Annotated in this window: 18 protein-coding genes; 14 read left to right on the forward strand and 4 right to left on the reverse strand. The window is 76.4% G+C overall.

Annotation, left to right across the window (positions count from 1 at the left end):
* Window positions 1-8: 8 nt before the first annotated feature.
* A complete protein-coding gene (locus tag ACI78U_RS04635) occupies window positions 9-1535 on the forward strand; it encodes a LutB/LldF family L-lactate oxidation iron-sulfur protein (protein WP_456874121.1) in 1527 nt (508 codons plus the stop codon).
* On the forward strand, window positions 1532-2152 hold the full coding sequence (locus ACI78U_RS04640; protein WP_456874122.1) for a LutC/YkgG family protein: 621 nt from the start codon (window positions 1532-1534) through the stop codon (window positions 2150-2152). Before ACI78U_RS04635 ends, ACI78U_RS04640 begins: the two co-directional genes overlap by 4 nt.
* Before the next feature lie 80 nt (window positions 2153-2232).
* On the opposite strand, the gene ACI78U_RS04645 is transcribed toward ACI78U_RS04640, so the two are convergent.
* The gene (locus ACI78U_RS04645; RefSeq protein ID WP_456874123.1) at window positions 2233-2595 is read right to left on the reverse strand and encodes a thioredoxin family protein; all 363 of its coding nucleotides are present in this window, start codon (window positions 2593-2595) and stop codon (window positions 2233-2235) included.
* A gap of 116 nt (window positions 2596-2711) precedes the next feature.
* On the opposite strand from ACI78U_RS04645, the gene ACI78U_RS04650 reads away from it, so the two are divergent.
* From ACI78U_RS04650 to ACI78U_RS04660, 3 genes are all read left to right on the forward strand, one after another.
* On the forward strand, window positions 2712-3200 hold the full coding sequence (locus ACI78U_RS04650; RefSeq protein WP_456874124.1) for a MarR family winged helix-turn-helix transcriptional regulator: 489 nt from the start codon (window positions 2712-2714) through the stop codon (window positions 3198-3200).
* Window positions 3197-3670: a DUF5313 family protein gene (locus ACI78U_RS04655; RefSeq protein WP_456874125.1), complete on the forward strand. Its 474-nt coding sequence runs from the start codon at window positions 3197-3199 to the stop codon at window positions 3668-3670. Before ACI78U_RS04650 ends, ACI78U_RS04655 begins: the two co-directional genes overlap by 4 nt.
* Window positions 3671-3772: 102 nt before the next feature.
* Window positions 3773-5068, forward strand: coding sequence for a PP2C family protein-serine/threonine phosphatase (locus ACI78U_RS04660; protein WP_456874126.1), 1296 nt, complete (start codon window positions 3773-3775; stop codon window positions 5066-5068).
* Window positions 5069-5150: 82 nt separating this feature from the next.
* Here ACI78U_RS04660 and ACI78U_RS04665 read toward each other — a convergent pair whose 3' ends face one another.
* The gene (locus ACI78U_RS04665) at window positions 5151-5993 is read right to left on the reverse strand and encodes a patatin-like phospholipase family protein (RefSeq protein WP_456874127.1); all 843 of its coding nucleotides are present in this window, start codon (window positions 5991-5993) and stop codon (window positions 5151-5153) included.
* Window positions 5994-6103: 110 nt separating this feature from the next.
* Between ACI78U_RS04665 and ACI78U_RS04670 the strand changes: the two genes are divergently transcribed.
* From ACI78U_RS04670 to ACI78U_RS04680, 3 genes are all read left to right on the forward strand, one after another.
* Window positions 6104-8053, forward strand: a complete 1950-nt coding sequence (locus ACI78U_RS04670; RefSeq protein WP_456874128.1) for an alpha-amylase family protein — start codon at window positions 6104-6106, stop codon at window positions 8051-8053.
* 96 nt (window positions 8054-8149) lie between these two features.
* Window positions 8150-9658: a diguanylate cyclase domain-containing protein gene (locus ACI78U_RS04675; protein WP_456874129.1), complete on the forward strand. Its 1509-nt coding sequence runs from the start codon at window positions 8150-8152 to the stop codon at window positions 9656-9658.
* A 52-nt stretch (window positions 9659-9710) separates the two neighbouring features.
* The gene (locus tag ACI78U_RS04680) at window positions 9711-10430 is read left to right on the forward strand and encodes a class I SAM-dependent methyltransferase (protein ID WP_456874130.1); all 720 of its coding nucleotides are present in this window, start codon (window positions 9711-9713) and stop codon (window positions 10428-10430) included.
* A gap of 19 nt (window positions 10431-10449) precedes the next feature.
* Here the strand turns inward: ACI78U_RS04680 and ACI78U_RS04685 are convergent, their stop codons facing one another.
* Window positions 10450-11712: an NADH-ubiquinone oxidoreductase-F iron-sulfur binding region domain-containing protein gene (locus ACI78U_RS04685; RefSeq protein ID WP_456874131.1), complete on the reverse strand. Its 1263-nt coding sequence runs from the start codon at window positions 11710-11712 to the stop codon at window positions 10450-10452.
* A gap of 192 nt (window positions 11713-11904) precedes the next feature.
* Here ACI78U_RS04685 and ACI78U_RS04690 point away from each other — a divergent pair, with 192 nt between their 5' ends.
* Together ACI78U_RS04690 and ACI78U_RS04695 are read left to right on the forward strand one after the other, a co-directional pair.
* Complete coding sequence (locus tag ACI78U_RS04690) at window positions 11905-12891, forward strand: asparaginase (protein WP_456874132.1); 987 nt, start codon at window positions 11905-11907, stop codon at window positions 12889-12891.
* Between the two features lie 77 nt (window positions 12892-12968).
* Window positions 12969-13850, forward strand: a complete 882-nt coding sequence (locus tag ACI78U_RS04695; protein ID WP_456874133.1) for a polysaccharide deacetylase family protein — start codon at window positions 12969-12971, stop codon at window positions 13848-13850.
* Between the two features lie 45 nt (window positions 13851-13895).
* Here ACI78U_RS04695 and ACI78U_RS04700 read toward each other — a convergent pair whose 3' ends face one another.
* Window positions 13896-14732, reverse strand: a complete 837-nt coding sequence (locus ACI78U_RS04700; RefSeq protein ID WP_456874134.1) for an HpcH/HpaI aldolase/citrate lyase family protein — start codon at window positions 14730-14732, stop codon at window positions 13896-13898.
* Between the two features lie 129 nt (window positions 14733-14861).
* Between ACI78U_RS04700 and ACI78U_RS04705 the strand changes: the two genes are divergently transcribed.
* From ACI78U_RS04705 to ACI78U_RS04720, 4 genes are all read left to right on the forward strand, one after another.
* Window positions 14862-15464 carry a TetR/AcrR family transcriptional regulator gene (locus ACI78U_RS04705; RefSeq protein ID WP_456874135.1) on the forward strand — a complete coding sequence of 201 codons (603 nt, stop codon included), beginning with the start codon at window positions 14862-14864 and terminating at the stop codon, window positions 15462-15464.
* Window positions 15465-15470: 6 nt separating this feature from the next.
* Window positions 15471-17663: an MMPL family transporter gene (locus tag ACI78U_RS04710; protein WP_456874136.1), complete on the forward strand. Its 2193-nt coding sequence runs from the start codon at window positions 15471-15473 to the stop codon at window positions 17661-17663.
* Window positions 17664-17726: 63 nt separating this feature from the next.
* A complete protein-coding gene (locus ACI78U_RS04715) occupies window positions 17727-18590 on the forward strand; it encodes a PhzF family phenazine biosynthesis protein (RefSeq protein WP_456874137.1) in 864 nt (287 codons plus the stop codon).
* Between the two features lie 81 nt (window positions 18591-18671).
* Entirely contained in the window at window positions 18672-20351 is a 1680-nt protein-coding gene (locus ACI78U_RS04720) for an AMP-binding protein (protein WP_456874138.1), read from the forward strand.
* Window positions 20352-20404: the final 53 nt, after the last annotated feature.

Genomic DNA, 20404 nt, shown 5'->3' on the forward strand with positions numbered 1-20404 from the left:
CGGCGGGAATGGCCATCTCTGCCGCCCCTGACCCGACGCCGCTGGCGCCGGGGGCGCCCCGCTCGGGCACGACGTTCCTCGGCCTGCCGACGGCGCCCCGCGGCGTGGGCCACCTGCGTGGCGAGCAGCCCTTCCCCGACGCCGCCCGCGCGGCGCTGCGCGACGGCCAGCTGCGCGCCAACCTCGGCCGGGCGACGACGACGATCCGCGGCAAGCGCGCCGCCGTCGTGTCGGAGGTGCCGCACTGGGAGCAGCTGCGGCAGGCCGGGAAGGCGCTCAAGGCCGCCACGATGGCCCGCCTCGACGAGCACCTGGAGGAGCTCGAGCGCCAGGTGACGGCGCGCGGCGGCACCGTGCACTGGGCGCGCGACGCCGCCGAGGCCAACCGCATCGTCACCGGGCTGGTCCGCGCGACCGGCAGCGACGAGGTGGTCAAGGTCAAGTCGATGGCCACCCAGGAGATCGGCCTCAACGAGGCGCTGGAGACGGCGGGGATCGAGGCGGTCGAGACCGACCTGGCCGAGCTGATCGTGCAGCTGGGCGAGGACACCCCGAGCCACATCCTCGTACCGGCGATCCACAAGAACCGCTCGGAGATCCGCGAGATCTTCGCCCGCACCATCCCCGGCGTCGACCCCGGCCTCACCGACGACCCGCGGCAGCTGGCGATGGCCGCCCGCGCCCACCTGCGCGAGCGGTTCCTGCGCGCCCGGGTCGCCGTCAGCGGGGCCAACTTCGCCGTCGCCGATACCGGCACCCTCGCCGTCGTCGAGAGCGAGGGCAACGGCCGGATGTGCCTGACGCTGCCGCAGACGCTGATCACCGTGATGGGCATCGAGAAGGTCGTGCCGCGGTGGGCCGACCTCGGCGTCTTCCTGCAACTGCTCCCCCGCTCCTCCACCGGCGAGCGGATGAACCCCTACACGTCGCTGTGGGCCGGGGTCACCCCCGGAGACGGGCCGCAGGAGTTCCACCTGGTGCTGCTCGACAACGGCCGGACGGCGGTGCTGGCCGACGACGTGGGCCGCGACGCGCTGCACTGCATCCGGTGCTCGGCCTGCCTGAACGTGTGCCCGGTGTACGAGCGCGCCGGCGGGCACGCGTACGGCTCGGTCTACCCGGGACCGATCGGCGCGGTGCTCTCCCCACAGCTCACCGGGGTCGAGGACAACGCCTCGCTGCCGTACGCGTCGAGCCTGTGCGGCGCCTGCTACGACGTCTGCCCGGTGGCCATCGACATCCCGTCGATCCTCGTGCACCTGCGCGCCGAGCACGTGGAGGCGGTCGCCAGGGACAGGGCACGGCCCACCGCCGAGGCGGTCGCCTTCCGCGGGCTGTCCCGGGTGATGAGCAACCCGCGGCTGTGGCACCTCGCCCAGCGCGCCGCCGGGCTGGGCCGGCTGCTCGCCCGGGGCAGGCCGACGCTGCCGGCCGCGCTGCCGCCGCCGGCGAGCGCCTGGACCCGCACCCGCGACCTGCCCGCCCCGCCCGGGAGGACGTTCGTGCAGCAGTGGACCGAGGAGCACGGCCGGTGAGCGCGCGCGACGAGGTGCTCGGCCGGATCCGCACCGCGCTCGGGACCGACCGGCCGTCGGTGCCCGTCCCGCCGGTGCCCGGGCCGCGCGCCCTGCCGGCCGCCGAGCTGCTCGACCTGCTCGCCGAGCGGGTGGAGGACTACCGCGCCACGGTGCTCCGGTGCGCGCCGGCCGACGTCCCGGCGACCGTCGTCCGCGCGCTCGGCACCGCGCTCGGCACCGGTTGGGACCCGACCGGCGTCGTCGTCGCCCCCGGCGTGCCGGCCGGCTGGCGGCCGGCGGGGTCGAGAGAGGACGACGGCCGGCCGGCGGTCGAGCTGGCCGCGTTCGCCGCGACGCTGACCGGCGTGGCGACGGCGATCGCCGAGACCGGCACCCTCGTCCTCGACGGGTCGCCGCTGTCGGGTCGGCGGGCGCTGTCGCTGCTGCCCGACGTCCTCGTGTGCGTCGTCGAGGCCGCGCAGGTGGTGCCCGACGTCCCCGACGCGCTGGCCCGGCTGGACCCCGTCGCCCCGCTCACGATGGTCAGCGGCCCCTCGGCCACCAGCGACATCGAGCTGCAGCGCGTCGAGGGCGTGCACGGCCCGCGGACCCTGGTGGTCGTCCTCGCCGCCTGAACGGCCCTGGCGACGTGCTGGAACGGCCCCCTCGCAGGGTCCCGCCGCGAGCTCGCGAGCGGTGGGGGGCGAGGGGGTCCTTACTCGATCGGCTCGGGATAGGTGGCGCGCACCGCGCGCATGTCGAGGTCCCGGACGGTGGCCACGAGCAGGTCCACCGAGTCGGCGGGCATCCAGCCCGGCTCGGCGAACACCAGCACGCCGTCGCGGTAGACCATCAGGGTGGGCGCCGACCGCACCCCCAGCTCCTCGACGAGCGCGGGCTCGAGCTGGGTGTCGACGGCGGCGAACACCAGGTCGGGGTGCCGCTCGGCGGCGGCGTCGAACACGCCGGCGAAGGCCCGGCTCGAGCCCGACCGCGACGTGCGGAAGTCGACCAGCACGATGCCCGGCGCGGAGACCGCGGCCGCGTAGTCGCGCCCGCGGAGAGGAACCGTTCCCATGCCTGCACCTCCCGTCCGCCGCCCAGTGTGCCCCGACACCGCGCATCGGCAGCAGCCGATCCGGAGGGATCCTGGGTGCCCCAATGATTGGTACGCCACGGAGTTACCCTGGGGAGGTGCAATTCCTCGACACGGCCCCGGCCGACGCCGGGCCGGACGTCGCCGACCCCCTGGCCCTCGAGCGGCAGGTGTGCTTCGCGCTGTCGGTCGCCGCGCGCAACGTCGTCGCCGTCTACCGCCGGTTCCTCGAGCCCATGGGGCTCACCCATCCCCAGTACCTCGTGATGCTCGCCCTCTGGCAGTCCGGGCCGCTCTCGGTCAAGGACCTCTCCCGGCTGCTGCAACTCGACCCCGGGACCCTGTCCCCGCTCCTCAAGCGGCTGGAGTCCGCGGGGCTGGTGCGGCGCGACCGCGACCCGCGCGACGAGCGGGCGCTGGCCGTCGCGCTCACCGACCGTGGCCGGGAGCTGCGCGCGCAGGCGGAGGCCATCCCGGCGGGCATCGTGGAGCACCTCGGCATGCCCCTGGACGAGCTCCAGGCCCTGCACGGCGCGCTGACCCGGGTCATCGACGCCTCGCAGCGCGCCCTGGTGGACCAGCCGTGACCGCGCCCACGGGAGCCAGGCAGCCCGACGCCGGCGCCGCCTCCGCACCGCCGCGGGTCCGCCCCGGTGTGCTGCGGTGGGTGGCCTACGCGATGGGCGCCGGGCTGCCCGAGCGGCACCGGACGTGGGTCCTGCACGACACGACGACCGGGACGTGGGTGCTGCGGCACGTGGCGCGCACGCTGGTACAGCTCGCCGTGCCGATCGCCCTGGTCCTGCTGTTCGTGCCGGGCGCCTTCTGGATCCGCGGGCTCGCCGCGCTCGGCGGGCTCATCCTCGGCCTGGCGTTCTCGCTGGCCTACATGACGGAGGCGGTGGAGAACCGGGTGAAGAAGGCCGGCTACGCCCCGGGCTCGGCGCAGGCCGTCCGCGACCTGTCCGGCCGGGAGCGCGAGGCCCGCGACTCCGAGCGCCGCCGCGCCGCGGCCGCCCGCCGGGCCGCCCGCTACCGCGAGCGCCGCGGCGGCTGACCCGTCCGGCGGACGCGCTCGCCGGAGCCCCGGCCGAGGGTGCCCGCTCGCGTACGCTCCGTCCCCGACGCCCGGAGGGACCCGGGCCGGGACGGAGCCGAGGTGAGTGGACCCACCCGGGACGACGCGCGCTCGGACGAGCGCGACCGCTACCGCTTCCTGGCCGAGGTCACCGAGTCCCTCGCGCAGAGCCTCGACACCGGGACCGCCGCCGAGCAGCTCGCCCGCCTGGTGGTGCCGCAGCTGGCCGACTGGGCCACCGTCACCGTCCTCGAGGGCGACGGCGCGCCCGGCACCGTGGCCCGCGCCCACCGCGATCCGGCCCTCCTCGACGCCGTCGACACCTACCTGGCCGGCCGGGTGACCGCGCCGCGCGACCACGCCGCCCTCGCCGCCACCCTCTTCGCCGGGGAGCCGGTGCAGCTGACCGCGGTCGAGCCCGACCTGGGCCCGGAGTCCCTGCCCGGGGGCGCGGTACGCCGCGCCTGGGACCGGTTGGACCCGCGGTCGAGCCTGTTCGTCCCGCTGCACGCCCGCGGTTCGGGGTTCGGTGTCCTGTCCCTCGTGCGCTGCGGCGACCGCCCGCCCGCCGGACCCGAGGAGATCGCGCTCGCCGTCGAGGTCGCCCGTCGCGGCGCGCTGGCCCTGGACAACGCCCGGCTCTACGGCCGGCAGGTGCGGGTCGCCGAGACGCTGCAGCACAGCCTGCTCACCCCGCCGCCCCGGCCCGCGGGCCTCGAGCTCGCCGTCCGCTACCGGCCCGCGGTCTCCCAGGACCTCGTCGGCGGTGACTGGTACGACGCCGTCGTGCTGCCCGACGGCGCCACGCTGCTGGTCATCGGCGACGTCGCCGGCCACGGCGTGGAGGCCGCCGCGGCGATGGCCCAGCTGCGCAGCGCGGTGCGGACGCTGGCCTACGACTCCCCCGGCGGGCCGGCCGCGACCCTCGACCGGGTCGACCGCGTGCTCGCCGGGCTGCACGTCGGCACGCTGGCCACCGCGCTCGTCGCCCGGCTGGAACCCGCGGCCGCCGGGGACGCAGGCCGCCTGCTGCGCTGGTCGTCGGCCGGGCACCTGCCCCCGCTGCTGCTGCGGGCCGACGGCGCGGTGCGCCTGCTCGTCACCCCGCCGGAACGCCTGCTCGGCACCCAGGAACCCGGTGAGCGCACCGACCACGTCACGACGCTGGCGCCCGGCGAGACGCTGCTGCTGGTCACCGACGGGCTGGTCGAGGTCGGCCGACGCGGCATCGACGAGGGCCTGGCCCGGATCGCCGGCGCCCTCCGCGGCCTCGAGCCGCTGGCGGCCGACGCGCTGTGCGACCGGCTGCTGTCCCGGGTGCTCCCCGACCGCACCGACGACGACGTCGCGGTGCTCGCGGTCCGCGTCCTCGCCTGACGGCTCGCGCCGGGACGGCGCCGCGTGTCGACCTGGTGCGGTCTCGGGGCCTCGGAGACCGCGTCAGGTCGACACCGGGTGCTCACCCCCAGAAGGCGCGGACCTCCCCGGCGACCCGCTCGCCCTGCGCCCGCCCGGCGCGCGCGGAGGGCGCGCGGCTGGCCGGGTCGAGCGGGTTGGGCCCGAACGCCGCCAGCGCGGCGTCGTCGGCCAGGACCGCGTGCGCCGCGCCGTCGCGGCGCAGGGTGGCGAGCTGCTCCTCCAGCGAGGGGCCGAGCGGGCTGCCCGGGAACCCGCCGAAGGGCGCCACCACCAGCACCCGGTCGCAGCCGGCGGCGAGGTCGGCGTTCGTGAGCGAGCGCAGGCCGCCGTCCATGAACCGCCGGCCGCCGACGGTGATCGGCGGGTAGACGCCGGGCACCGCGCAGGAGGCGGCGACGGCCTCCACCAGCGGCCAGCCGGTGTCGCGGTCGATCGCCAGGAACTCCCCGTCCGCGGTGTCGATCGCGGTGACGACCAGCCGGGCGTCGGGCCACTCCGGGGAGCCGATCCGCGCGCGGATGACCGCCAGCCGCTCGGACTCCGGCACCGTCTGCGCGCGCAGCGCCAGCGCGCCGACCCGCGCCCGCGCCTCCTGCTGACCGGTCACGCCCTCCAGCGCCCGGGCCAGCGCTGCGACGAACGCCCCGGCGTCGAAGTCCGCGACCCGCTCGGTCGCCGGCACCGGTCCGAGCTGGGCGGCGTAGGCCTCCTCCGGGTCGGCGCCGGTGCGCAGCAGCGTGCCCACGACCGAGCCGGCCGAGGTGCCCACCACGAGGTCGGCGTCGCGGACGTCGACGCCGGCCGCGGCCAGCCCGGACAGCAGCCCCAGCTCCCAGGCGATGCCGGCGATCCCGCCGCCGCCGAGGACGAGCGCGCGGCTCACCCGGCGTCTCCGCGGCGGGGGCGCGGGTACGGGGCGCCGGCGACCGGCAGGAGGGGGTCGGTCATGCGGGCCAGTGTGCACGCGGGGCCCGGACGCGATACGCAGGACGCATGAGCCGGGACGTCACGACGACGGGCGCACTGCCGGAGGGGCTGACCGACGAGGCGGTCGCCGCGCTGGGCGAGGCGGACGCCGACGCGTTCCTGGCCCGGGTCGAGCTGGCGCAGCCCGACGTCACCGCGGCGCTGGCCGCCCTCTACGGCGAGCGGGCCGGCGGGCTGCTGGACCGGGCGCTGCGGATCGCGCTGCAGGCCGCGGCCGGGCGGCCGGAGCCGCTGCGCCGGCTCGACCGCCGCCGCGAGATCGACCCCGGCTGGTTCCTCCGCTCCCGGATGCAGGGCTACGTCTGCTACGTCGACCGCTTCTGCGGCACGCTCGACCGGCTGCCCGACCACCTCGACCACCTGGCCTCGTTCGGCACCACCTACCTGCACCTCATGCCGCTGCTGCGGCCGCGCGAGGGCGAGAACGACGGCGGGTACGCGGTGGCCGACTACCGCTCGGTGGACCCGCGGCTGGGGACGATGGCCGACCTGGAGGCCGTGGCGACCGCGCTGCACCGGCGCGGCATGAGCCTGTGCGTCGACCTCGTCCTCAACCACACCGCCCGCGAGCACCCGTGGGCGCAGGGGTGGCTGGCCGGCGACCCCGCGTACGCCGGCTTCTACACCGCCTTCCCCGACCGCACCATGCCCGACGCCTACGACGCGACCATCCCGGAGGTGTTCCCCGACCGGGCGCCGGGGTCGTTCACCTGGGTGCCCGAGGCCCGCGGCGGGGAGGGCGGCTGGGTGTGGACGACGTTCTGGCCCTACCAGTGGGACCTCGACTACACCAACCCCGAGGTCACCCTCGCCATGCTCGGCGAGATCACCTGGCTGGCCAACCGCGGCGTCGACGTCTTCCGGATGGACGCCGTGCCGTTCATGTGGAAGCGGCTGGGCACCACCTGTCAGAACCAGCCCGAGGGTCACACCCTGCTGCAGCTGCTGCACGCGCTGACCCGGATCGCCGCTCCGGGCGTGGTCTTCAAGGCCGAGGCGATCGTGGCGCCCGACGACCTGGTGTCCTACCTCGGCGCGCACGAGCGCTTCCGCTCCGAGTGCGAGCTGGCCTACCACAACTCGCTCATGGTGCTGATGTGGAGCAGCCTGGCCACCGGTGAGGTCCGGCTGGCCCGCCAGGCGCTGGGCCGGATGCGGCCGATCCCGCCGGGCACCACGTGGGTCACCTACGTGCGCGGCCACGACGACATCGGCTGGGCGGTCACCGACACCGACGCCGCCGCGGTCGGCCTCGACGGCTTCGCCCACCGGCGCTTCCTCAACGACTTCTACTCAGGGCGCTTCCCCGGCTCCTTCGCCCGCGGCGCGCTGTTCCAGGAGAACGAGGTCACCGGCGACGCCCGCATCTCCGGGTCGGCCGCCTCGCTGTGCGGCATCGAGGACGCCCTCGACCGGGGCGACGAGTCGGCCCTCGAGGCGGGGCTGCGCCGGCTGGTGCTGCTGTACTCGGTGGCCTACGGCTTCGGCGGCATCCCGCTGCTCTACATGGGCGACGAGCTGGCCCTGCGCAACGACACCGGCTACCTCGACGACCCGCGGCGGGCGCCCGACAACCGCTGGATGCACCGCCCGCCGATGGACTGGGCGGCGGCCGCGCGCACCGCCGTCCCGGACACGCTCGAGGGCCGCGTCGCCGGCGCGCTGCGCCGGCTGGGCGACGTCCGCCGGGCCCTGCCCGCCCTCGACGGCGGCACCGACACCGAGGTGCTCGACGCCGGCGACGACGCCGTCCTGGTGTGGCGGCGCCGGCACCCGCGGCACGGCACCTTCACGGGTCTGGCCAACGTCGCCGCCACGCCGCGGGCGATCGACGCCGACACCGTCACCGGGTTCGGCAGCTTCGCCTTCGTGCACGGCAGCGACGGCCCGCTCGGGGTCGAGGACGGGCGCCTGGTGGTGCCGGCCCTCGGCTTCGCCTGGTTCGCCGAGCCCTGACCGGGCGGCGCCGCTCACCCGGAGGGGTCATGCATCCCGGACGCCCCGGTGTCGATCAGACAGGTGAACCCGCCCGCTCGACGGAAGCAGACCGGCATGGCCCCGTCCCCCACCGCAGCCCGCACCCTCGGCGCGCTGCTCGTCGGCCTCTGCACGGCCGGCGTCCTGGTCACCGCGGCCCTGCCTCCCTCCGGCGCGGCGCTGGTCTCCGACCTCACCCAGGCCCTGGCCTCGGGAGCGGCCGCCGCGGCCACCGCCGCGCACGCCGCCCGGTGCGGCGGGCTGCGGGTGCGCGTCGCGTGGTGGCTGCTCTCCGCGGCGTGCGCGGCGTGGTCCGCCGGGCAGGTGTACTGGACGGTCCTCGCGGTGCGCGGCGAGGCGCCCTTCCCGTCGCTGGCCGACGTCGGCTTCCTCGGCTTCTCCGTCCTCGCCGTGCTCGCGCTGGTCGTGCACCCGGCCCGCGGCGGGCGCACCGGCCCGTGGCAGCGGTTCCTCGACGCGCTCATGACCGCCGGCGCCGTGGGGCTGGTCAGCTGGCAGACGGCGCTGGGCGCGGTGCTGCGCGAGGACACCGGCCACGACGTCGCCGTCCGGATGCTGCTGGCCGCCTACCCGGTCGCCGACACCGCGCTGGTCGTGCTGGCCGTCCTGCTGGTCACCCGCACCTCCGGTGACCGCCGGCCGCTCAACCTGGTCGCCGCGGGGGTCACCTCCCTCGCCGTCGCCGACAGCGCCTTCACCTACCTCGCCGCCACCAGCAGCTACGACGGCGGCACCGCCGACGTCGGCTGGACGCTGGCCTTCGTGCTGCTGGCCGTCGCCGGGCTGTGCCGCCCGGGCCGCCCGGCGCAGACCACGACCCCGGACCGCAGGGTCGGCCGGGCCGGTGCGGCGGCCTCCCTGCTGCCTTACGTGCCGGTCACGGCCGCGCTGGCGACCACCCTGGCGCTGAGCCTCGCCGGCACGCCGCTGTCGCGCGGCGAGATGACGGCGTCCACGGTGGTCATCGCCGCGCTGATCGCCCGGCAGTACATGACCGTCCGGGAGAACGTCCGCCTCGCCGACGACCTCGCCGCCCGCGAGGCCGAGCTGCGGCACCTGGCCTTCTCCGACCCGCTCACCGGCCTGGCCAACCGGTCGCTGTTCCTCGACCGGCTCGGGCACGCCCTCGCGCTGCACGCCCGGGACATGCGGCCGGTCGCGGTCGTCTTCCTCGACCTCGACGACTTCAAGTCGGTCAACGACACCCTCGGGCACGCCGCCGGCGACGAGCTGCTGCTGCGGGTCGCCGAGCGACTCACCGGGGCGCTGCGCGGTGGCGACACGGTGGCCAGGCTCGGCGGGGACGAGTTCGCCGCGCTGCTCGAGGACGGCGGGGACCCGCTGGAGGCGGCCGCGCGCATCACCGCCGCGATGGCCGTGCCCTTCACCGTCGCCGGCCGCACCCGCGCGGTCGGGGCCAGCACCGGCGTGGTCGCCCTCGGCGCCGGGGACGCCGCGGTGGGCGCCGACGAGCTCATGGCCCGCGCCGACGCGGCGATGTACTCCGCCAAGCGCGCCGGCAAGGGCCGCGTGGTGCAGCACGGCTCCTCCGCTCTCGGCTGATCCGCCCGGGGCGACGTCTGCGGGCCGGACCCGGGGGTGCGACGCTGGCCCGGTGACAGACACAGCGAGGGCGGTGGCGCACCGCGACGGCCGCCGCACGCAGGCGGTCCGCACCTACCAGGGGCACGGCATCCACGCCGCGCCGGGGGTGCACGAGTACGCCGCCGAGCTGGTGCGCACGCTGCTGCCCGACGGCGGGCGGGTGCTGGAGGTGGGCTCGGGCTGCGGCGCGCTGGCGCTGCGGCTGCGCGACGCCGGCATCGACGTCGTGCCCACCGACCTCGACCCGCCGCACGAGTGGATCCACCGGCTCGACCTCGACGCGCCCGTGTGGACCGAGGAGACCCGCGGCCCGTTCGACCTCGTCGTCTGCGTGGAGACCCTCGAGCACGTGGAGAACCCGCGGCAGGTGCTGCGCTCGATCCGCGCGCTGCTGCGCCCCGGAGGGCGGCTGCTGGTGAGCACGCCCAACGTCACGCACCCGCACTCGCGGCTGCTCACCCTCGTGCGCGGCGCGCCCTACATCTTCGGCCCGCGCCACTACCACTCCCCCGGCCACATCACCCTGCTGCCGGACTGGATGCTCACCGAGCACGTCCGGCTGGCCGGGTTCGGCGGCATCGAGGTCACCACCGCCGGCGACACCCTCTACGCCGGGCCGATGCGGGCGGCCTACCGGGTGGAGATGGGGCTGCTCTGGCTGGCCGGCATCCGCCAGCGGGCCACCTCCGGCGACGGCGTCTGCACGTTCGTCACGGCCACCGCCATCTAGGCACGGACCCTGCAGCCGCTCACCCGGGGTCGGCCGGCACGGGCAGGAACGGCGCCCACGACGTCGCGGTGCACGAGCCGTACCGGTGCGCGGTCAGCTCGCCGGCGAAGAGCTCGAGCGCGCTGGCGACCAGCCGCACCGTGCCGTCGGAGTGCGGGCACGCGCCGCGGGCGGCGGCCGGCCCCGACCAGCGGGTGAGCTCGTCGAGCAGCCCCGGCGGCGGGGTCGCCGGCGCGGCGAGGACCGCCAGCGCCGCGGCGATGCGGGGCAGCCCCTCGAGGCAGGACCCGCACCGGCCGGCGGAGTCCCGGGCCAGGTGCTCGACGACGCGGGCGGTCTCGAGCAGGCCGCACCGGTCGGCGGGCAGCGCGGCGAGCACGCCGGGGCCCAGGTGGACGCCGGCGACGGCGAGGTCGGCCGCGTCGAGGGTCAGGGACCGCGCAGTGGGGAGGGACACCCAGGTGCCGCGGTAGCCGCCGACCAGCACCGCCCGCGCCCCGGTCAGCGGCAGCACGTCGGCCAGCCGGCTGCCCGGCTCGACGTCGACGACGTCGGCGCGCGCGACCCCGGCGGCCTCCCAGCGGCGGGTGACCAGCGCGCGGTCCGCCGCGTCGGCGCACCCGCGGGCCAGCAGGGCCAGCCGGGCGAGGGTCTCGACGTCGAGCACGAGCGTCGGCCGGCCCTCGACGCCCTGGACGCGCACCGGCGGCTCCTCCTCGCGGGGCAGCGCCGGCCGGCCCTGCAGGCCCGACACCAGCGCCGACTCCTCCCCCGCCACGAACGACGGCGCCACCGGGTGCAGCCGCACGGTGTCCCCGCGCTCGGCCAGCGCCCGCGCGACGGCGGGCAGCGTGGCCGGTGCGGCGGCCAGGACCAGCGTGGTCGCCCCGAGGGTGCGCCCGGCGAGCGCGAGCCCGTCGAGGACCAGGTGCGGCGCGCGGGTCAGCAGCACCCTGTCCTCGAGCGCGGCCGGCTCGCCCTCCGCCCCGTTGGCCACCACGACCGGCGCGCGCCGCGCACGCGCGACGGCCCGGGCGACCGAGCGGACCTTCACCGCGGTGGGGAAGGCGGCGCCGCCGCGCCCGGTCAGCGCGGCGGACTCGGCGAGCGCGGCGACGTCGGCCACGGGCAGCGGCCCGTGGGTGACCAGGTGGTCGGCGAGCGCCGGACCGGGGGCGGCGAGCAGGCCGGGAGGAGCCGGTGGAGCGGCCACGACGGGCGCCGGTACCACCGGGCGTGGCAGGGGCCGGTCGCGCCGCAGCACGGCGGTGGGTGCGGACATCGGTCCCTCCTCGGGACGTCCCGGGAACGGACGTCACGAGCAGACTGGGGAGCGCACCTGCCGTCCACCCGGGTGCTCCCTGGCAATCGCCTGGGAGCGTCGGGGGGCTGCGCCGCCCGCACGGGTGCGCCATCGTTGGGCGCGGGCGCCCGCGCGGCCCGCACCCCGGTCCCCGGCCCCGGAGGTCGCCCCGTGTCCCTCGTGACGGTGCTCGCGACCGGCGGCACGATCGCGACCCGCGCCGACGCGCGCGGGGTCTCGACCGCGCAGGACAGCGGCGCGGACCTCCTCGCCCGGCTGCCGGGCACCCACCACCCCCGGCTCCGGGTGCGCGACGTGCTGCGCGTCGGCAGCTACCGGATGACGCTGGAGCTCGCCCACGCCGTCGCGCTGGCCGTCGGCGAGGAGCTGGCCGACCCCGAGGTCGACGGCGTCGTCGTCACGCACGGCACGGACACCACCGAGGAGACCGGCTACCTCCTCGACCTGTTCCACCGCGACCCCCGGCCGGTCGTGCTCACCGGCGCCCAGCGGCCGGCCGACGCCCCCGACGGCGACGGGCCGCGCAACCTCGCCGACGCGGTCACCGTCGCCGCGAGCCCGGCCGCCCGGGAACAGGGCGTCCTGGTCGCCTTCGCCGGGCGGGTGTTCCCGGCCCGGGGCACGCACAAGGTCCACACGCTGGCGGCCGACGCCTTCGGCGCGCCGGACTCGGGCCCGCTGGGCTGGGTCCGCGACGGGGTCCTCCACGTCGAGCGCGCGGTGCGCCGCCACGAGCCCCTCGACCTCGCCCGCTTCGACCCCGCCGGGGTGCGGGTCGACGTCGTCGCCTGCCACCCCGACGCCGACGCCACCGCGCTGCACGCCTTCGCCGGCGCGGGCGCCCGCGGCCTCGTGCTGGAGGCCACCGGCGCCGGCAACGCCAACCCCGGCATCTGCCGGGCCGTCCGCGAGCTCACCGACGCCGGCCTCGTCGTCGTCACCTCGACCCGGGTGCCGGCCGGCCCGGTCGCCGCGCTGTACGGCGACGGCGGCGGCACCGACCTGCTGGCCGCCGGGGCGCTGCCCGCGGGCCTGCTGCGCCCGTCCCAGGCGCGCGTCCTGCTGGCCGTCCTGCTGGGGGTGCACCGCGACCCGGACGCCGTCCGCGCCGGGTGGCGGGCGCACACCTCCGGCTGACCGGCACCGCCGGCCCGGAAGAGCCCGGACGAGCCCGGTCGCAGGTCGCGGCCCGGCAGACCCGAGAGGAGAAGGGCATGCCCAAGGAGATCCTCTGCGCCTTCGGCGTCGACGTCGACGCGGTGGGCGGCTGGCTGGGGTCCTACGGCGGCGAGGACTCACCCGACGACATCTCGCGCGGCCTGTTCGCCGGCGAGGTCGGCGTCCCGCGCATGCTGGAGCTGTTCCGCCGCCGCGACCTGCCGAGCACCTGGTTCTGGCCGGGCCACTCCATCGAGACCTTCCCCGAGCAGTTCGACGCGTGCGTCGCGGCCGGCTGTGAGATCGGTCTGCACGGCTACAGCCACGAGAACCCCATCGCGATGAGCCGCGAGCAGGAGTCCGCGGTCCTCGACCGCTGCATCGAGCTCATCGAGCAGCGGGCCGGCCGGCGGCCGACCGGGTACGTCGCCCCGTGGTGGGAGTTCTCCCCCGTCACCAACGAGCTGCTGCTGGAGCGGGGCGTCAAGTACGACCACTCGCTCATGCACCGGGACTTCGAGCCCTACTACGTCCGGGTCGGCGACAGCTGGACGAAGATCGACTACTCGCAGCCGGCCGCGACCTGGATGACGCCGCTGGTCCGGGGCCGGGAGACCGACCTCATCGAGATCCCGGCGAGCTGGTACCTCGACGACCTCCCGCCGATGATGTTCATCAAGGCCAGCCCGAACAGCCACGGCTTCGTCAACCCCCGCCACCTCGAGGAGATGTGGCGTGACCAGTTCGACTGGGTCCACCGCGAGATGGACCACGCGGTGGTGACCTTCACCGTTCACCCCGACGTGTCCGGCCGGCCACAGGTGCTGCTCATGCTCGAGCGGCTGATCGACCACGTGACCGGCCACGAGGGCGTCCGGTGGGTGACCTTCGACCAGATCGCCGACGACTTCGCGGCCCGCTCTCCGCGCCGGGCCTGACCAGGGCGGCCCGGCCGGGGTGCCGTCCCCGGCCGGGCGGGCGCCTCAGGCGGGCTGGACACCGAACGTGCGGGCCAGCCGCTCGATCTTGCGGGCGCGGCCGAGCCGGGGCAGGTCGCTGCCGTCGCGGATGACCTGGCCGCGGGCCTCGAAGTCGGCGAGGAACGCCTGGGCCCAGGCGACGTCGGAGGGCGCGGGGCTGATGACCTCGTTGATGACCGGCGCCTGCTCGGGGTCCAGGCACAGCTTGCCGGTGAGGCCGAGGGACACGGTGACCGTCGACTGCTCGCGCAGCACCGGGTGGCTGGTGCTCACCGTCGGCCCGTCGATCGGCCCGGGCAGGTCGCCGATGCGGCTGGCCACCACCAGCCGCGACCGCGGGTAGGCCATCGCCAGGTCGTCGGCGCTGGTGCCGGTGTCGCGGCGGTAGTCGCCGCTGCCGAACGCCAGCCGGAACGTGCCGCGCGCCCGGGCGATGTTCACCGCCTCCTCGATGCCCAGCGCCGACTCCACCAGGGCCAGCACCGGGGTCGCGCCGCCGAGCCGGTCGAAGGTCTCGGTGACGTGCTCGGCGGCCTCGGTCTTGGCCAGCACCACACCGGCCAGACCGGGCAGGCCGGCCAGCGCGGCGACGTCGTGCCCCCACCACGGGGTCGAGTGGTCGTTGATCCGCACCCAGGCCCGGCGGCCGGCGTCCCCGAGCCAGGCGACGACGCCGGCGCGCGCCTCGTCCTTGCGCGCCGGGTCGACGGCGTCCTCGATGTCGAGGACCACCTGGTCGGCGCGGGAGGCGTACCGCTCGTCGAAGAGCTCCGGGCGGGCGCCGTTGACCAGCAGCCACGACCGTGCGTCCGCCGGACCGACCCTCGTGCGCGTCGTCATGACGTCATCCTCGCGCGGCGCGCGGCAGCGACCGAGCCGACTCCCGGTCAGCGGGACGTGATGCACCCCACCCGACCGGATCGGACGGTCCACCGACCGGATTGGTCGGTCCGGCGTAGCGTCGCGTCCGTGGCACGCCCCTTCCGGCAGCAGATCGACGAGGGCATCCTCGACCGGGCCGCCGGCCTGTTCGCCCGCCGCGGCTACGCGAAGACCTCGCTGCAGGACGTCGCCGGTGCCGTGGGCCTGTCCAAGGCCGGCCTGCTGCACCACTTCCCGAGCAAGGACGCGCTGCACGAGGCGGTCCTGGCCCACGCCGACGCGCTGGGCCAGCAGGTGCTCGCCGCGGTGCGGCACCTGCCGCCCGGGCCCGCGCGCGACCGCCGCGCCGTCGACGTCCTCGTCGACGTCGCCCTCGGCCACCCCGGCTTCGTCGCCCTGCTGCTGGCCCCGGTGACCGAGCTCGCCGACGGCGGCGGGCGCGAGCCGGGCGCTCCCGAGAACGCGGTGCTCGAGTGCTTCGGCGTCCACCCCGACGACGACGGCGCCGACCCCGAGCGCCTGGTGCGGGTCCTCGGCGCCCTCGCCGCGCTCGCCGTCCTGACCCTGACCGCCCAGCAGGCGGACCGGACCACCGCGTGGCGGCCGCTGGTCGTCGCCACGTGCCTCGACGCGCTCGGACACCGGCGTCCGCGCGCGCTCCCTTCCCACCCCACCCAGGCGGAGGCCTGATCGTCCATGGCAGTCCTGTTGTCCCGTCTCGGGACCTCCTCCGCGCGGCACCGGTTCGCCGTCCTCGCCGTGTGGCTGCTCGTCCTCGTGGCCGGCGGCGCCGGCGCGGCCACGCTCGCGGGCGAGACCTCGACCGAGTTCGCCATCCCCGGCCAGGAGTCCACCACCGCGCTCGAGCGCATCGACGAGGAGTTCGGCGCCGCGGCCGGCGGGGTCACCGCGCAGGTCGTCGTCGCCGCCCCCGAGGGCGCGCAGCTCACCACGCCGGAGAACGCCGCGGCGCTCGCCGAGCTGGTCGGCACGCTCGCCGCGCTCCCCGGCGTCACCTCGGCGACCGACCCGCTGGACCGGGCCGCCCCCACGGTGAACGCGGCGCAGGACACCGGCTACAGCACCGTCACCTACGGCGGCGACGGCGGGGTCACCCCGGAGCAGCGGGAGGCGCTGCTGTCGGCCGTCGAGGACGCCGGCGCGGACGCCGGTGCCGGCGGGCTGACCGTGGCGGTCACCGGGCAGGCGGTCGAGGAGGTGCCGGCCGTCGGCGGCCCGTCCGAGGTGGTCGGCGTCGTCGTCGCCCTGCTCGTCCTGGCCGTCACCTACGGCGCGCTGGTGGTCGCCGGCATGAACCTGCTGACCGCCCTGGTCGGCGTGGGCGTCGGCGTCCTCGGCATCACCATCGCGACCGGCTTCACCGAGCTGTCCTCGACCACGCCGATCCTCGCCGCGATGCTCGGCCTGGCCGTCGGCATCGACTACACGCTGTTCATCGTCACCCGGCACCGGCAGGAGCTGCTGCGCGGCACCGACGTGCGCACCTCGATCGGCCTGGCCGTCGGCACCGCCGGATCCGCGGTGGTCACCGCCGGGCTGACCGTCGTCATCGCGCTGGCCGGGCTCTTCGTCGCCGGCATCCCCTTCCTGACCCAGATGGGCCTGGCCGCGGCCGGCACGATCGTCGTCGCGGTGCTCGTCGCGCTCACCCTGGTGCCGGCGGTGCTGGCGCTGCTCGGCCACCGGGTCCTGCCGCGGCGGGCCCGCGCGGCGGTGGTGGCGGCGGCCCCGGCGCCCGCCCGCGGCCGCGGGTTCCTCGCCGGCTGGGTCGCGACCGTCACCTCCCGGCGGGTGGCCTCGCTGCTGGTGGCCGTCCTCGCCCTGGGCGTGGTCGCCGTCCCGGTCGCCTCGCTGCGCACCACGCTCATCCAGTCGCCGGCCGGGGACAGCACCGCCGCGCGCGCCGACGCACTGATCGCCGAGGGCTTCGGCGAGGGCTTCCGTGGCCCGATCACCGTCCTGTTCGAGGGCGAGGGGGCGGTCGAGGCGGCCGCGGGGATCAGCGCGGAGGTCGCCGGGCTCGACGACGTCGCCGTGGTCTCCCCGCCGGTCCCCGACGCCGACGGCACCGCGGCGCTGCTCACGGTGGTGCCGGAGTCCGGCCCGGCCAGCGAGGCCACCGAGCGGCTGGTCACCGACCTGCGCGCCGCGCTGGTCGACCTCGACGGCGTCGAGGCCTCGGTCACCGGGGCGACGGCGGTCAGCGTCGACGTCGCCCAGAGCCTGGACGAGGCGCTGCCGGTGTACCTGCTGCTCGTCGTCGGGCTGGCGCTGGTGCTGCTGGTCCTGGTGTTCCGGTCGCTGCTGGTGCCGCTGGTCGGCGTGCTGGGCTTCCTGCTCACCATCGGCGCCGCGCTGGGCGCCACCGTGGCGGTGTTCCAGTGGGGCTGGCTGGCCGGCGCGCTCGGCGTCGACAGCACCGGACCGCTGCTGAGCCTCACGCCGATCCTGGTCATCGGCATCCTGTTCGGCCTGGCGATGGACTACCAGGTGTTCCTGGTGTCGCGGATGCACGAGGCGCACAGCTCCGGCACCCCGCCGCTGGAGGCCGTCCGCACCGGGTTCCGGCAGGCGGCGCCGGTGGTCGTCGCGGCCGCGCTGATCATGTTCTCGGTGTTCGCCGGCTTCGTGCCGGGCGCCGAGCCGACGATCACCTCGATCGCCTTCGCGCTGGCCGTCGGCATCCTCGTCGACGCCTTCGCCGTCCGGATGGTGCTGGTCCCGGCCGCGCTGGCGCTGCTCGGCGAGCGGGCCTGGTGGCTGCCGCGCTGGCTGTCCTGGCTGCCGGTCCTCGACGTCGAGGGCGCGGCGCTGGAGCGGCACCCGGGCGCGCCGGCCGAGCGGGAGCTGGTCGGCGACCCGCGCTGACCCGGCGCCTCCCACGGCCCGCCTCCCCTCCCGGGGAGGCGGGCCGTGCTGTCTCATGTCGGGGTGGTCACGCCTCCGGTCACCGGTCCCCAGGTCCTGCGCTACGTCGCCTTCAGCGACGACCCGTCCGGCGGCAACCCGGCCGGCGTCGTCCTGGACGCGACCGGACTCACCGACGAGCGCATGCTCGCCATCGCCGCGGAGGTGGGCTACTCCGAGACGGCGTTCCTGGTCCCGCAGCCCAACGGTCCGGTCGCGCGGTACTTCAGTCCGCTGGCCGAGGTCACCTTCTGTGGGCACGCCACGATCGCGGCCGCCGTCGCCGCCGCCGAGCGGTCCGGCGCGGGGACGCTGGACCTGCACACCCTCGCCGGCGAGGTGCCGGTGCGCACCGAGCGCACGCCCGACGGCGCGTGGACGGCGACCCTCACCAGCGTCGCGCCCCGCACCGCCGCCCTGTCCGACGACGACCTCGACCGGCTGCTGGGCCTGCTGCGGATGTCGCGCGGCGACCTCGACCCGGCGCTGCCGCCGCGGGTGGCCTACGCCGGCGCCTGGCACCCGGTGCTGCCGCTGGCCTCTCGCGCGCGGCTGGCCCTGCTGGACTACGACGTTCCGGGGCTCGGCCGGCTGATGGCCGACCGCGACTGGACGACGGTGGCGCTGGTGTGGCGGCAGGACCCGACCACGTTCGTCGCCCGCAACCCCTTCCCGCCCGGCGGCGTCGTCGAGGACCCGGCCACGGGCGCGGCGGCCGCGGCCCTGGGTGGTTACCTCCGGGAGGGCGGGCACGTCCCGGCGCCCTCCCGGCTGACCGTCCTGCAGGGCGCGGACATGGGCCGGCCGAGCACGCTGTCGGTGTACGTCCCCGCGGAGCCGGGCAGCGGCATCGAGGTCGGCGGCCGCGCCGTCCGGATCCCCGGCTGAGGTCCCCCGCGATCGGGGGTGCCGCCGCGCTGCTCCAGGCGGCACAGTTCTCCTGAGCGCTCCCGGACGAGAGGACCAGCAGTGACCCAGCCAGCTCCGGGCCCGGCGACGGCGCCGGCCCTGCCCTCCTACGCCAGCGGCACCTCGACCCTCCCCCTGATCGGGGACACCATCGGGGCGAACCTGGACCGGACGGCGGCGCGGGTCGGCGACCACGAGGCGCTGGTGGAGTGCGCGACCGGCCGCCGGTGGACCTACCCGCAACTGGTCGCCGACGTCGACGCCTGCGCCCTGGGCCTCGACGCCCTGGGCGTGGCCACGGGCGACCGGGTCGGCATCTGGTCGCCCAACTGCGCGGAGTGGGTGTTCGTGCAGTACGGGACGGCCAAGCTCGGTGCGGTCATGGTCAACATCAACCCCGCCTACCGCACCCACGAGCTGGCGTTCGTGCTGCGCCAGGCCGGCATCTCGGTGCTGGTCGCCGCGCCGTCGTTCAAGACCAGCGACTACCGGGCGATGGTCGCCGAGGTCCGCGGCGAGTGCCCCGAGCTGCGCGAGGTCGTCTTCCTCGGCGACCCGGAGTGGGAGCAGCTGATGAGCACCGGCCGGGCGGCCGACCGCTCGCTGCTCGAGCGCCGCGCCGCCGAGCTCTCCCCCGACGACCCGATCAACATCCAGTACACGTCGGGCACGACCGGCTTCCCCAAGGGCGCCACCCTCAGCCACCACAACCTGCTCAACAACGGGTTCTTCGTGGGCGAGGGCTGCGGCTACACCGAGGCCGACCGGATCTGCATCCCGGTGCCCTTCTACCACTGCTTCGGCATGGGGATGGGCAACCTCGGGGCCACCAGCCACGGCGCGACGATGGTCATCCCCGCGCCGGCGTTCGACCCGGCGGCCACGCTGCGCGCGGTGCAGGACGAGCGCTGCACCTCGCTCTACGGCGTCCCGACGATGTTCATCGCCGAGCTCGCGCTGCCCGACTTCGGCACCTACGACCTGTCCAGCCTGCGCACCGGCATCATGGCCGGCTCGCCGTGCCCGGTGGAGGTGATGAAGCGGGTGGTCGCCGAGATGGGCATGACGGAGGTGACCATCTGCTACGGCATGACCGAGACCTCGCCGGTGTCCACCCAGACCGGCGCCGACGACGACCTCGACCGGCGCACCTCCACGGTCGGCCGGGTGCACCCGCACCTCGAGGTGAAGATCGTCGACCCGGCCACCGGCATCACCGTCCCCCGCGGCACGCCCGGGGAGTTCTGCACCCGCGGCTACTCGGTGATGCTCGGCTACTGGAACGAGCCGGAGAAGACCGCCGAGGTCATCGACCGCGCCCGCTGGATGCACACCGGCGACCTCGCGGTGATGGACGACGAGGGCTACCTCAACATCGTCGGCCGGATCAAGGACATGGTCATCCGCGGCGGGGAGAACGTGTACCCGCGCGAGGTCGAGGAGTTCCTCTACACCCACCCCGACGTCGTCGACGCGCAGGTGATCGGCGTCCCCGACGAGCGCTACGGCGAGGAGCTGATGGCCTGGGTGCGGCTGCGCGAGGGCGCCGAGCCGCTCACCCCCGAGGCGCTGCGCGAGTTCTGCGCGGGCAAGCTCGCCCACTACAAGGTGCCGCGGTACGTGAAGGTCGTCGAGTCCTTCCCGATGACCGTCACAGGCAAGGTGCGCAAGGTCGAGATGCGCGAGGTGTCGGTCGAGGAGCTGGGCCTGCAGCAGGCCGCCGCGGTCCGCAACGCCTGACCCGCCACCCCGATGGTGTGCGCCGGCGCCGGGTCCCGCGGCCCGGGACGCGG

Source organism: Geodermatophilus sp. SYSU D00710 (assembly GCF_054050195.1).